General features: G+C 71.2%; 12 protein-coding genes. 8 read left to right on the forward strand and 4 right to left on the reverse strand.

Going from position 1 to position 12,705, the window contains the following annotated elements; genetic code table 11:
- Positions 1-130 precede the first annotated feature (130 nt).
- Both EV567_RS26210 and EV567_RS26215 read left to right on the forward strand, forming a co-directional pair.
- Positions 131-1,252, forward strand: coding sequence for an IS630 family transposase (locus EV567_RS26210; protein WP_130444338.1), 1,122 nt, complete (start codon positions 131-133; stop codon positions 1,250-1,252).
- A gap of 82 nt (positions 1,253-1,334) precedes the next feature.
- Positions 1,335-1,865, forward strand: coding sequence for an NUDIX hydrolase (locus EV567_RS26215; RefSeq protein WP_130444340.1), 531 nt, complete (start codon positions 1,335-1,337; stop codon positions 1,863-1,865).
- 16 nt (positions 1,866-1,881) lie between these two features.
- Here EV567_RS26215 and EV567_RS26220 read toward each other — a convergent pair whose 3' ends face one another.
- Positions 1,882-2,757, reverse strand: coding sequence for a 3-hydroxybutyryl-CoA dehydrogenase (locus EV567_RS26220; RefSeq protein ID WP_130444342.1), 876 nt, complete (start codon positions 2,755-2,757; stop codon positions 1,882-1,884).
- Positions 2,758-2,950: 193 nt separating this feature from the next.
- Here EV567_RS26220 and EV567_RS26225 point away from each other — a divergent pair, with 193 nt between their 5' ends.
- The gene (locus tag EV567_RS26225) at positions 2,951-4,240 is read left to right on the forward strand and encodes a glycoside hydrolase family 10 protein (RefSeq protein WP_130444344.1); all 1,290 of its coding nucleotides are present in this window, start codon (positions 2,951-2,953) and stop codon (positions 4,238-4,240) included.
- A 220-nt stretch (positions 4,241-4,460) separates the two neighbouring features.
- On the opposite strand, the gene EV567_RS26230 is transcribed toward EV567_RS26225, so the two are convergent.
- Positions 4,461-4,658 (reverse strand): DUF1918 domain-containing protein, encoded by a 198-nt coding sequence (locus tag EV567_RS26230; RefSeq protein WP_130444346.1) that lies wholly within the window; start codon positions 4,656-4,658, stop codon positions 4,461-4,463.
- Positions 4,659-4,742: 84 nt separating this feature from the next.
- Positions 4,743-5,657, reverse strand: a complete 915-nt coding sequence (locus EV567_RS26235; protein ID WP_130444348.1) for a DMT family transporter — start codon at positions 5,655-5,657, stop codon at positions 4,743-4,745.
- On the opposite strand from EV567_RS26235, the gene EV567_RS26240 reads away from it, so the two are divergent.
- The 3 genes from EV567_RS26240 to EV567_RS26250 are packed head-to-tail and all read left to right on the forward strand — an operon-like array spanning position 5,656 to position 8,216.
- Positions 5,656-7,125, forward strand: coding sequence for a PLP-dependent aminotransferase family protein (locus tag EV567_RS26240; protein ID WP_207228857.1), 1,470 nt, complete (start codon positions 5,656-5,658; stop codon positions 7,123-7,125). The two genes, EV567_RS26235 and EV567_RS26240, sit on opposite strands and share 2 nt — an antisense overlap.
- 10 nt (positions 7,126-7,135) lie before the next feature.
- Positions 7,136-7,594, forward strand: coding sequence for a GNAT family N-acetyltransferase (locus EV567_RS26245; RefSeq protein WP_130444350.1), 459 nt, complete (start codon positions 7,136-7,138; stop codon positions 7,592-7,594).
- A 31-nt stretch (positions 7,595-7,625) separates the two neighbouring features.
- Positions 7,626-8,216 carry a histidine phosphatase family protein gene (locus EV567_RS26250; RefSeq protein WP_130444352.1) on the forward strand — a complete coding sequence of 197 codons (591 nt, stop codon included), beginning with the start codon at positions 7,626-7,628 and terminating at the stop codon, positions 8,214-8,216.
- Here EV567_RS26250 and EV567_RS26255 read toward each other — a convergent pair.
- Positions 8,198-8,641 carry a DUF6314 family protein gene (locus EV567_RS26255; protein WP_130444354.1) on the reverse strand — a complete coding sequence of 148 codons (444 nt, stop codon included), beginning with the start codon at positions 8,639-8,641 and terminating at the stop codon, positions 8,198-8,200. The genes EV567_RS26250 and EV567_RS26255 overlap by 19 nt on opposite strands.
- A 131-nt stretch (positions 8,642-8,772) precedes the next feature.
- On the opposite strand from EV567_RS26255, the gene EV567_RS26260 reads away from it, so the two are divergent.
- Both EV567_RS26260 and EV567_RS26265 read left to right on the forward strand, forming a co-directional pair.
- The gene (locus EV567_RS26260; RefSeq protein WP_130444356.1) at positions 8,773-11,262 is read left to right on the forward strand and encodes an alpha-L-arabinofuranosidase C-terminal domain-containing protein; all 2,490 of its coding nucleotides are present in this window, start codon (positions 8,773-8,775) and stop codon (positions 11,260-11,262) included.
- A gap of 191 nt (positions 11,263-11,453) precedes the next feature.
- A complete protein-coding gene (locus tag EV567_RS26265; protein WP_130444358.1) occupies positions 11,454-12,548 on the forward strand; it encodes a barstar family protein in 1,095 nt (364 codons plus the stop codon).
- Positions 12,549-12,705: the final 157 nt, after the last annotated feature.

Genomic DNA, 12,705 nt, shown 5'->3' on the forward strand with positions numbered 1-12,705 from the left:
CCACCAGATACGACAAGACCGCCACCTCATACGAAGCAGCGGTCAGTCTCGCGTCATTCCTGCTCTGGGCAAGATCCGTTTGAAGACGGACCCTAGTGTCCTGCGCCAGTAGTTGATCGTTAGTAGTTGTGTGACTTCTGCTGTTGGTGCGTCAGTTCCTCGTCGGGGCCCGAAGCTGGAGCCGTTGCTGCTGTCTGATGACGAGCGGGCGGTGTTGGAGCGGTGGACGCGGCGGGCGTCGTCGGCCCAGGCGCTGGCTCTGCGCGCGCGGATCGTGCTGGCGTGTGCGGGTTCGGAGGTGCCACCGATCGTCGTGGTCGCCCGCGAGTTGCGGGTGGCCGCCGACACCGTCCGCAAGTGGCGGCGCCGGTTCCTGGCGGAGCGGCTGGACGGCCTGGTCGACGAGCCCCGGCCGGGCCGGCCGCCCACCATCAGCGTGGATCAGGTGGAAGCGGTCGTGGTCACGACGCTGGAGGAGATCCCGAAGAACGCCACCCACTGGTCGCGCAAATCGATGGCGGAGCACAGCGGCCTGTCGAAGTCGACCGTCGGCCGGATCTGGCGGAAGTTCCAGCTCAAGCCGCATCTGACGGACACTTTCAAGCTGTCGACGGACCCGCTGTTCGTGGAGAAGGTCTACGACGTCGTCGGGCTGTACTTCAACCCGCCCGAGGGTGCGGTGGTGCTGTCGGTGGACGAGAAGTCGCAGATCCAGGCCCTGGACCGGTCCCAGCCGGTGCTGCCGATAATGCCGGGCATGCCGGAGCGGCGCACCCACGACTACGTCCGCAACGGGCTGACCACCTTGTTCGCCGCGTTCGACGTCGCCACCGGCGAGGTCATCAGTGCCCTGCACCGCCGGCACCGGGCAGCGGAGTTCAAAAAGTTCCTGATCCGGATCGACAAAGAAGTGCCCGCGCACCTGGCGGTCCACCTGATCTGCGACAACTACGGCACCCACAAGACGCCCGCGATCAGGACCTGGCTGGCCAAGCACCCACGCTTCCACATGCACTTCACCCCGACCGGCTCCTCCTGGATCAACCAGGTCGAGCGGTGGTTCGGCTTCCTGGCCGACCAGAAGATCCGCCGCGGCGCCCACAAAAACGTGCAGACCCTCGAGGCCGACATCCGCGCCTGGGTCAAGAACTGGAACGAGGACCCCAAGCCGTTCATCTGGACCAAGACTGCCGAAGAGATCCTCGACCCCCTCGCCCGCTTCTGCCGACGGATCTCTGGCGCAGGACACTAGCACGATGTGGCCTGACTCCGGATCGGCTCGGCACGGCGCCTGCTGCGATATTGCCCCTTACCCGACGGAAGGCGGCAGAACCGTGCAGTGGGCGAAGCAGAACGAACGAACCGTCTATGAGAACCGCTGGTTCAGCGTCAATCTGGCCGATGTCGAACTGCCGGACGGCCGGCACCTCGACCACTTCCTCATCCGGCTGCGGCCGGTCGCCGTGGCGACGATCGTCAACGAGGCGGACGAGGCCCTGTTGTTGTGGCGCCACCGCTTCATCACCGACAGCTGGGGCTACGAACTCGCCGCAGGCGTCGTGGAGGAGGGCGAGGACGTCGCCCGCGCGGCGGCCCGGGAGCTGGAGGAGGAGACCGGCTGGCGGCCCGGCCCCCTGCACCACCTCATGAGCGTGGAACCCTCCAACGGCCTCACCGACGCCGTCCACCACATCTATTGGGCGGACCGGGGCGAGTACGCGGGACCCCCCGTGGACGACTTCGAGTCGGACCGCCGGGAGTGGGTTCCGCTGGAACGCGTCCCCGACCTGGTCGCCCGGGGGGAGGTGCCGGCCGCCAACATGGCGGCCGCGTTGATGCTGCTCCACCACCGCAGGCTCGGCTGACCCGGGCCGGCCGGCCTCAGGCGTAGGTGTAGAAGCCCGAGCCGGTCTTGCGGCCCAGGCGGCCGGCGTCCACCATGCGCTGCAGCAGCGGGGGAGCGGCGTACAGCGGCTCCTTGTACTCCTCGTACATGCTCTGCGCGACCGAGGCGACCGTGTCCAGGCCGATCAGGTCGGACAGCTTCAGCGGGCCCATCGGGTGGGCGCAGCCCATCTCCATGCCGTTGTCGATGTCCTCGCGGCTGGCGATGCCCGTCTCGAACATCCGGATCGCGGAGAGCAGGTAGGGGATCAGCAGCGCGTTGACCACGAAGCCGGAGCGGTCCTGGGCGCGGATGGAGTGCTTGCCGAGCAGCTTCTCGGCGAACAGCTGCGCCCTGCCGAGCGTGCCCTCGGAGGTGGTCAGCGCCGGGATCAGCTCGACGAGCTGCTGGACCGGGGCCGGGTTGAAGAAGTGGATGCCGACCACGTGGTCGGGCCGCGAGGTGGCGACCGCCAGCTTCACCAGCGGGATGGAGGAGGTGTTGGAGGCGAGGATCGCGTCCGGGCGGGTCACGACCTGGTCCAGCACCTGGAAGATCTCGGTCTTGACCCCCTCGTTCTCGACCACGGCCTCGATCACCAGGTCACGGTCGGCGAACTCGCCGAGGTCCGTGGTGAAGGCCAGACGCGCCTGCGTGGCGTCCCGCTCCTCCGCGGTGATCTTGCCGCGGTCGGCGGCCTTGGCCAGGGAGTTGTACAGCCGGGTACGGCCGATCTCCAGGGCCTCGCCGGTGGTCTCGGCGACCATGACGTCGAGTCCGGCGCGGGCGCAGACCTCGGCGATGCCCGCCCCCATCTGGCCGCAGCCCACCACTCCGACGCGTGAAATGTCTCCCGCTGGGATGCCTGTCACATCGTCCCTTTCCCGCGCTGGCTCGAAGCGCTTGATCGACGTCCGGGGGAGCCTTCCGGATCTCGGACGGCTCTGCTCCGATCGTGCACGTTACTAGCAAGTATCGATGATCGATCGTCGGGGTGGGGGCATGCTGTGCCCGGATGACGATCCGTGACCGCACGGATCCACGGCGTGTGTGGGGATGTGCGCGATGGGGCGACTGACTCGGCGGGCGTTCGCGCTGGCGGCGTTCTCGACGGTCTCGGCGTTCACGACCGGAGCGGCGACGGCCGGGGCGGGGGCGAACGCGCCGCGGCCTGCCGGCCACGGGAGCGGCGGCCATGGGCAGGGCGGCGGTGGCGGCGACCTGCGGGCGACGCGGGAGATGCGGGGCATGTGGCTCGCGACCGTCGCCAACCGCGACTGGCCGTCCCGTGCGGGACTGACCGCGGCCCAGCAGCGGGCCGAGCTGATCGGCTGGCTGGACCTCGCCGTCCGCAAGCGCCTGAACACCGTGATGTTCCAGGTGCGGCCCACGGCGGACGCCCTGTGGCCCTCGCCGTACGAGCCGTGGTCGCAGGTCCTCACCGGCGTGCAGGGCAGGTCGCCCGGCTGGGACCCGCTCGGCACCGCCGTGAAGGAGGCCCACGCCCGCGGGCTCGAACTGCACGCCTGGTTCAACCCCTACCGGGTCGCCACCCACGCCGACCCCTCCCGGCTCGTCGCCTCCCACCCCGCGCGCAAGCACCCCGACTGGGTCGTGCGGTACGGCGGGAAGCTGTACTACAACCCCGGTCTGCCTGCCGTCCGCGCCTTCGTGCAGAACGCGATGCTCGACGCGGTGAAGAAGTACCCCGTGGACGCGGTGCACTTCGACGACTACTTCTACCCCTACCCGGTGGCCGGGCAGACCTTCGACGACGACGACGCCTACGACCGCCACGGCTCGGCCTTCTCCACCCGGGCCGCCTGGCGGCGCGACAACATCGACAAGCTGGTGCGTGAGACGGCGGCCCGCATCAAGGCCGTCCGCCCCGGCACGCAGTTCGGCGTCAGCCCGTTCGGCGTGTGGCGCAACGCCTCCACCGACTCCCGCGGCTCGGACACGAGCGCGCTGCAGTCGTACGACGCCGTCTACGCCGACACCCGCAAGTGGGTGCGCCAGGGCTGGATCGACTACATCGTGCCGCAGCTGTACTGGCACATCGGCATGAGCGCCGCCGACTACGCCAAGCTCGTGCCCTGGTGGGCGCAGGTCGCGCGGGGCAGCCGGACCAGGCTCTACCTGGGGGAGGCGCTGTACCGGGCGGGGGACTCCGCACAGGCCGCGGCCTGGCAGAAGCAGAACGAGCTGTCCCGCCACCTGGCCCTGGCCAAGAAGCACCCGGAGGTCCGCGGCCATGTGTTCTTCGCCGCCAAGGACGTGCGCACGGACCGGATCGGGGCGATGGCACGGGTGATCGCCGACCACTACGGACAGCCGGCGAAACCCCCGCGCTAGGGCGTGTTTCGAAAGCAGCGTCGGCCGCCCGGAGGGCGGGGCTCGCGGCGGCGATGGGGCCCCTCCCGCGCGAGTTCGGTTCGAGCGTGGGGGAGCGTGCGATCGCAAGGCGGAGGGTCGCCCTCGTACTGGGCGTACGAGGGCGATCCCGACAACGCGGCGAGCGCGCGTGCCAGGCGTCGCGAGCCAGACGGGACTTTCGAAACACGCCCTAGGACGCCTACATCTGTTCCTGGACCTTGTGGCGGATCTCGGTGTCCGGCCCGGGGGAGCACACACCCTCGTGCCCGTCCTCGAAGCGGACGCGGTACGGGGGATTGCCCTCCTGGCCCAGCACCTCGACGATCTCGCCGACCTTGTCGTGTTGGCCGACCACCCTGCCGTGCTGGATCAGCCGGTCGCCCGTGGTTGCACGCATCTGTGGGGCCTCCTCACCGTGTGGGCGGCGCGTTGCGCTTGTGCGGCGCACGGCGCTGCCCCGGAGCCGGCGCGTGCGCGCCCGTCAACCGCGCGCCCGCTGGGTGACGGCGATGCAGACGAGGACGGCCGCGGCCGTCAGCGGGGCGGCCGGGGTCAGCCGTTCGCCCAGAAGCAGCACCGACCACACCAGTGTGAGCAGGGGCTGTGCCAACTGCAACTGGCTGGCCTTGGGGATTCCGACGGCGGCCATGCCCCGGTACCAGACGACCAGACCGAGGAACTGCGAGCCCGCCGCGACCCACAGCAGCCCGGCCACGCTGTGCGCCGTCAGGTGCGCCGGCTCGAAGGCGAGGGCGACGGCGGCGGCCGGCGCGCTGAGCGGCAGGCAGAACGTCAGCGCCCAGCCGATGACCTGCCAGCCCGGCATGACCCGGGCCAGCCGGCCGCCCTCGGTGTAGCCGGCCGCGCACACCAGCAGCGCCCCGAAGAGATACAGGTCGGCCGAGCTCAGCGCGCCGCCGCTCTGCTGCACGGTGAACGCAGCCACCGCGCACGCCCCGGCCAGTGCCGCCGCCCAGAAGGTGCGGGAGGGGCGTGAGCCGACGCGCAGGGCGGAGAACAGGGCCGTGGTCAGCGGCAGCAGCCCGACCACGACGGCCGCGTGCGCGGTGGTCGAGGTCTGCAGAGCGAGCGTGGTGAGCAGCGGGAACCCGACGACGACCCCGGCGGCGACGACCGCGAGCCCCGGCCAGTGCCGCCGGGCGGGCAGCGGCACCCGCAGCGCCAGCAGTGCGCCGCCCGCGATCAGCGCGGCGAGGACGCTGCGCACGGCGGTCAGCGACCAGGGGCCGAAGCCCTCCAGCCCCCAGGCGGTCGCAGGGAAGGTCAGCGAGAAGGCGACCACCCCGAGAGCGGCCTGAAGGGTGCCGAGGTTCCGGCCCCGGGGAGCGGTCACTGCTATCGCGGGAACGGCGGTAGCGCTACTCTGTGTCTTCATGCAAGAGCGTAGCAGTGTGAGTGAACTGGCGAACCAGCTGCGACAGGAACTGGACCGCTACTCTCCCGGTGGAAAGCTCCCGTCGAGCCGGGCCCTGATGGAACGCTTCCGGGTGAGCCCGGTGACCGTCTCGCGCGCCCTGGCCCAACTTGCCGCCGAGGGTCTGGTGGTGACCCGCCCCGGAGCCGGCGCCTTCCGCGCCGGCCCACGGCGTACGACCGCGCCCTCGGCCGGCGACACCTCCTGGCAGGAGGTCGCGCTGAGCGCCGACGGCGCCGCCGACCTCGTGCCCCGCTCGGTGGACGCCTCCGGAGTCACCGTCTCGCTGGCCGCCCCGCCACCCGGCGTGATCGAGTTCAACGGCGGCTATCTGCACCCCTCCCTCCAGCCGGAGCGCGCCATGTCCGCGGCCCTGGCACGGGCCGGACGGCGGCCCGGCGCGTGGGGGCGGCCGCCCCTGGAAGGGCTGCCGGAGCTGCGCGAGTGGTTCGCCCGCACCATCGGCGGGACGGTCACCGCGGCCGAGGTGCTGGTCGCCGCAGGCGGCCAGGCGGCGCTCACCACCGCCCTGCGCGCCCTGGCCCCGCCCGGCGCGCCGGTGCTCGTGGAGTCGCCCACCTACCCCGGCATGCTGGCCATCGCCCGCTCCGCCGGACTGCGCCCGGTCCCCGTCCCGGTCGACCGGGACGGGGTGAAACCGCACCTGCTCAGCGACGCCTTCCGCGCGACCGGCGCCCGGGTGTTCGTCTGCCAGCCGCTGTTCCAGAACCCCACCGGCGCGGTCCTCGCCCCCGCCCGGCGAGGCGAGGTGCTGCGCATCGCCCGGGAGGCGGGCGCGTTCGTCGTCGAGGACGACTTCGTGCGACGGCTCGCACACGAGGACGCCGGACCGCTGCCCCGACCGCTGGCCGCCGACGACCCGGACGGCGTCGTCGTCCACGTCGGCTCGCTCACCAAGGCGACCTCGCCCAGCTTCCGGGTCAGCGCGCTGGCCGCCCGCGGCCCGGCCCTGGAACGGCTGCGCGCCATCCAGGTCGTGGACGCCTTCTTCGTGCCCCGGCCCCTCCAGGAGGCCGCGCTCGAACTCGTCGGCTCACCGGCCTGGCCCCGCCATCTGCGCTCCATCGCCGCCGAGTTGAGGACGCGACGCGACACGATGACGGCGGCCCTCGCGCTGCGCCTGCCCGAACTGGAGCTGCCGCACGTCCCGTCCGGCGGCTACCACCTGTGGGTCCGCCTCCCCGGCTCCGGGGGAGAGGCTGCGTTCACGGCGGCCGCCCTGCGCGCCGGCGTCGCCCTCGCCCCCGGCCGCCCCTACTTCAGCGCCGAACCCCCCGCCCCGCACGTCCGGCTCAGCTTCGCGGCGGTCGCGGGGACCGAGGAGATCGAGGAGGGCGCCCGCCGGCTGCGGCAGGCGTGCGACGAGGCGCTCATGGAATCCGTTCGACAGCACAGCCGCGATCTGTGAGGGTCCGGGCATGAACGACACCCCCGCCCTCGCCGCAGGCTACGAGCTCTCCACCGACCCCGGTCGCCTCGACGCCGAGCGCGTCCACCGGTGGCTGTCCACCGACGCCTACTGGGCGCTCGGACGTGAGCGCGAGAAGCAGGACCGGGCGATCGCCGGGTCCCTCAACTTCGGGGTGTACGACGTGGCGTCCGGGGAGCAGGTCGCCTACGCCCGGGTGGTGACGGACCGGGCCACGTTCGCCTGGCTGTGCGACGTGTACGTGGATCCGGCGGTCCGGGGGAAGGGCATCGGCACCTCGCTCGTCGCCGCCGTACGCGATCATCTGCTGCCCTACGGGCTGCGCCGGATGCTGCTGGCCACGCAGGACGCGCACGGGGTGTACGAGAAGGTCGGCTTCGAGGCGCTGGAGGACCCCGGCCGGTGGATGGCGCTGATATTCGAGAAGTTCTCCCTCGGCACCCCTTGACCCGCCTACCCGGTGGTCCCACCATCGCCGCATGGCACTCCGGGTCACGTTCGTCGCCGCCGCGCGCAGCTCGCCGATGCTGGCGGAGCGCTTCGAGGACGACCGGCCGCTGGACCAGGCGGCCTGGGGCGAGGTGCAGCGCGTCGTAGGCGATCTGCTGCCGCTCGCGGCGGCCGAGCTGCGCTACTGTTCGCCGACCCCGCGCAGCCGGGCCACCGGGGACGCCCTCGGATACGCCCCCCTCGTCCAACTCGCCCTGAGGGACTGTGACATGGGGCGGTGGCGGGGGTTCACCCTGGGCGAGGCGATGGCCCGGGAGCCGCAGGCCGTGGACGCCTGGCTGGCCGACCCGTGGTCCGCGCCGCACGGCGGTGAGTCGCTGCTCGCGTTCATCTCCCGGGTGGGCGGCTGGCTCGACACCCGGCCGTTGGAGGACGGCGGCCGGATCGTCGCCGTGGCCGAGCCCAGCGTCATCCGGGCCGCCCTGGTGTACGCGCTGAAGGCGCCGCCGTCGTCGTACTGGAACATCGACGTGCGCCCGCTGTCGACGACCACCGTCACCGGGCGCCACGGCCGCTGGAACCTGCGCTTCGAGGGCGCGCCTCAGCCCTCACGGACGTAGTCGGTCGTCAGCACCAGGTCCTTGGCCGGGCCGCGCACCCGCCACACGCTTCGCCAGCGGTCGGCGTCGAGGACCGTGAACTCGCCGCGGTAGAGGTCGGCGGAGCACGGGTGGTCGGCCGTGTGCCGGCCGGTCGTCAGGTCCAGGATGTGGAAAGGGCGGCCGTCGGCGAACCGGACGTCCGCCGTGCCGGGCGCGGGGCCCGGCAGGAAGCGCAGGGTCCGCTCGGCGGGACGAGGCACGCCCTGCCAGGTGAAGACGCCGGACTCCGCGTCCAGCAGTCCGCCGCCGTCCAGCGGCCGGAACACGGTCGTGCCGGTGAAACCGCCCTCGTCGCCGCTCCCCGCATCGCGCACCGAGCGCTCCACCCGCCAGCTCCCGGCGAGGTACTCCAAGACGTCCGGCACCGGCCGGAACCCACCCATCGCGTGCACCCTCCGTCTGAATCAGCCCTCGCACGCCCCATTGACGCGCTCAAGTCACCTCCCTATCTTGCCGTTCGAAGTGCTGATCAAAGTCCGATATTTCGAACGCCCGAATGAGCCGCGGAGTATCCATGTCACCCAGCACCACGACCGCCCGCTGGAGAACCGGTCTCACCGCCACCGCCCTGCTGACGGCGACCGCCCTCCTGCCCGCCCCGGCGCACGCCGAGGCGGTCGCCGATTACACCATCACCGTCGATCCGACCCGCCGGGGCGCGACGATCGACGACACGATGTACGGCGTCTTCTTCGAGGACATCAACCGCGCCGCCGACGGCGGCCTGTACGCCGAGCTCGTGCAGAACCGGTCCTTCGAGTACTCCACCGTCGACAACCGCTCCTACACACCGCTCACCTCCTGGACGGTCGCCGGCGCCGCCGAGGTCGTGAACGACGCCGGCCGCCTCAACGAGCACAACCGCAACTACCTTGCCCTGAGCGCCGGTTCATCCGTCACCAACGCCGGCTACAACACCGGCGTCCGTATCGAGCAGGGCGAGAGGTACGACTTCTCGGTGTGGGTCCGCGCCGAGAAGGGCACGAGCCTGACGGTGTCGCTCCGGGATGCCGACGGCGCCCTCGCCACCGCCCGCCGCGTCACCGTGCGCCCCGGCGGCTGGGCGCAGTACAGGACGAAGTTCCAGGCCACCCGCACCAGCAGCACCGGCCGCCTCACCGTCGCCTCCACCGCCGCGGCCGCCCTCGACATGGTGTCGCTGTTCCCGCACGACACCTACAAGCACCAGCCCAACGGGCTGCGCAAGGACCTCGCCGAGAAGATCGCCGACCTGAAGCCCGGCTTCGTGCGCTTCCCCGGCGGCTGCCTGGTCAACACCGGCTCCATGCAGGACTACAGCGAGGCCTCCGGCTGGCAGCGCGCCCGCTCCTACCAGTGGAAGGACACCATCGGACCGGTCGAGGAACGCGCGGTCAACTCCAACGTCTGGGGCTACAACCAGAGTTACGGCCTCGGCTACTACGAGTACTTCCGCTTCGCCGAGGACGTCGGCGCGATGCCCCTGCCCGTCGTACCGGCCCTGGTGACCGGCTGCGGCCAGAACAAGGCCGTCGACGACGAGGCGCTGCTCGCGCGGCACATCCAGGACACCCTGGACCTCATCGAGTTCGCCAACGGCCCGGTCGACTCGCCCTGGGGCGCGAAGCGTGCGCGGATGGGACACCCCGAGCCCTTCCACCTCACCCACATCGAGGTCGGCAACGAGGAGAACCTCCCCGTCGAGTTCTTCGCCCGCTTCCAGCGGTTCCGCGCCGCGATCGAGGCGAGGTACCCGGGCGTCACCGTCGTCTCCAACTCCGGCCCGGACGACGCCGGCGCGACCTTCGACAAGGCCTGGCAGCTCAACCGCGACGCCAAGGTCGGCATGGTCGACGAGCATTACTACAACAGTGCGCGGTGGTTCCTGCAGAACAACGCCCGCTACGACTCCTACGACCGCAAGGGCCCGAAGGTCTTCCTCGGCGAATACGCCTCCCAGGGCAACGCCTTCAGGAACGGCCTCGCCGAAGCCGCCTTCATGACCGGCCTGGAACGCAACGCCGACATCGTCAAACTCGCCTCCTACGCACCGCTGTTCGCCAACGAGGACTATGTGCAGTGGCGCCCGGACCTGGTGTGGTTCAACAACCACGCCTCCTGGAACTCGGCCAACTACGAGGTCCAGAAGTTGTTCATGAACAACGTGGGCGACCGCGTCGTCCCCTCGGCGGCCACCGGCACCCCCTCGGCCCAGGGCCCGATCAGCGGCGCCGTCGGCCTGTCGACCTGGGCGACCTCGGCGGCGTACGACGACGTGAAGGTCACGGGCGCCGACGGCGCCACCCTCCTCGCCGACGACTTCTCCGGTGACGCCTCCCGCTGGACGCACACCGGTGGCGGCAGCTGGTCGGTGCGGGACGGCCAGTACGTGCAGAGCGACGCGGCCGCCGAGAACACCATGGTCTCGGCCGGCGACCCGAACTGGCACGACTACGACCTGCACGTGAAGGCCACCAAGAAGTCCGGCAAGGAGGGCTTCCTCGTCGCCTTCGGGGTCAAGGACACCGGCAACTACTACTGGTGGAACCTGGGCGGCTGGAACAACACCCAGAGCGCCGTCGAGCAGGCCGTGGACGGCGGGAAGTCCACCCTGATCTCCAAGGCCGGCAGCGTTCAGACGGGCCGCGCCTACGACATCGACGTCAAGGTGCGCGGCCGCCAGGTCACCCTCTACCTCGACGGCCAGGAGTGGGGCCGCTTCACCGACGACTCCCCGGCCGAACCGTTCCGCCAGGTCGTCACCGAGGACGAGAAGACCGGCGACCTGATCGTCAAGGTCGTCAACGCCCAGTCCGCCGACGCCCGCACGACCGTCGACCTCGGCGGCGCCCGGGTCCGCTCCTCGGCCCGGGTGACCACGCTGACCGCCGCGCCGGACGCGGTCAACAGCGAGACGCAGACCCCGGTCGCCCCGGCGACCTCCACCTTCACCGGAGTCGCCGACAGGTTCACCTACACCTTCCCGGCGAACTCGATCACCTTCCTGCGGATCAGGCAGAAGTAGGAAGCCACCTGGTGGAGACCCCCTCCGGCTGCCCGCCCCACCAGCCCGCCCCCGGCCCCGGCCGGGGGCGTGTGACCGAGCGCTTCAGATGGCGCCATCCGCCAGATCGAGCGCTCAGCCTCCATCCGGCCTGGAACCGTCCATCGTGACCGGTCTCGAAAAGAGCTTCACGGACGACCCCTGGTCTGGGCATGATCCCCACCGTGCATGTGGACAGGGGCCGTCTCGGGCAGGGACGGTACACGCTGACGGACACAGGAAGCGGCCACGTCTGGGGCGTCTGCGCCGAGGTGGAGGGATTGTTCCGGGAACCTCGGCGCGGGATGTACGAGCTGTTCGGCTGGCTTCCGGATGGACCTGAGGTCCCGCGCGGCTGGGTCGGTAGCAGGGTGTGGCTGGTGCCTGAGGACAGGACGCTCGATGCCTGGCTGCTGGAGGACGCGGAGAGTCTCGGGCAGCACCCGGGGACGGACGGTCTTGTGCTCACCGGTCTGGACGACTACGCGGGCCCGCCCGAGGGGCACCGGGGGCCTGTCCGGCTGCACGACGGGTACCGGTGGCTGGGTTCCTGCCGGGAGTTCGCCCGCGTCCTGCCGCCCGAGCAAGTGGAACCTCCTCTCGCCCTGCGGGGGCTTGCCCCGAGCGATCGGCTACGGCGGGCCCTCGCTACGGGCACCCGGCGCACGCTGGACCTGGAGGAGGTCTGGCTCGAGATACGGGACGACCGGGGCGAACCGCTCACCGACCGGCTGCTGCGCCCCGGAGTCCGTACGTGGCAGCCGTCCTCCCGCGGGACGGAGCTGATTGATCTGGAACTCGACGGACACCTCGCACCGGTACCGGGATACGCCCGGCCAGTATGGGAGCGCTGGCTTGCCGGCCCACCGGACGCCCCTGCTGCTTGGGTCGGGCTCGAGACCCGCCAGCGGGGGGCCTGGCTCGATCTCGTCCGCGAGCGGGGCTGTCGGCTCAAGCACCAGGATCGGGCCGGACACGCGTACGAGCTGGACGGCCGGCACATCACGGACGAACCGGGCCTCTACCTGGCACTCGGCGAGGCCGTCAACGGGCCGGGCGGCTACCTCGGCGGCTGCTTGGACGCCCTCGTGGACTGTCTGCGCGGCAACTTCGGCTATGCCGCTCCCGCGACCTTGGTCTGGCGGGACGCTGCGACGGCACGCGAGCACCTGTCCCGCGTCCTGGCGCCAGAAGGTGAGCAGTATGACCTGGTCGCTCTGGTGATCGAAGTTCTGACCGAGGGCGGGATGCACGTGACCCTCACGTGAACCGGCCGAGCTGCCGCGGTAGTGACTTCAACGCTGCTGCCGATCCGTTGGGCTGCGGACGCGCCTGATACGAGAGCCCAGCTGGGCGCTGATGCGGACGGAGGGATCAGTCAGCGGCGGACACGCTGTCCGCCGTCGGGTGCGAGGGCCTCGCGCG

Source organism: Streptomyces sp. BK239, assembly GCF_004217285.1.
Classification (GTDB): domain Bacteria; phylum Actinomycetota; class Actinomycetes; order Streptomycetales; family Streptomycetaceae; genus Streptomyces.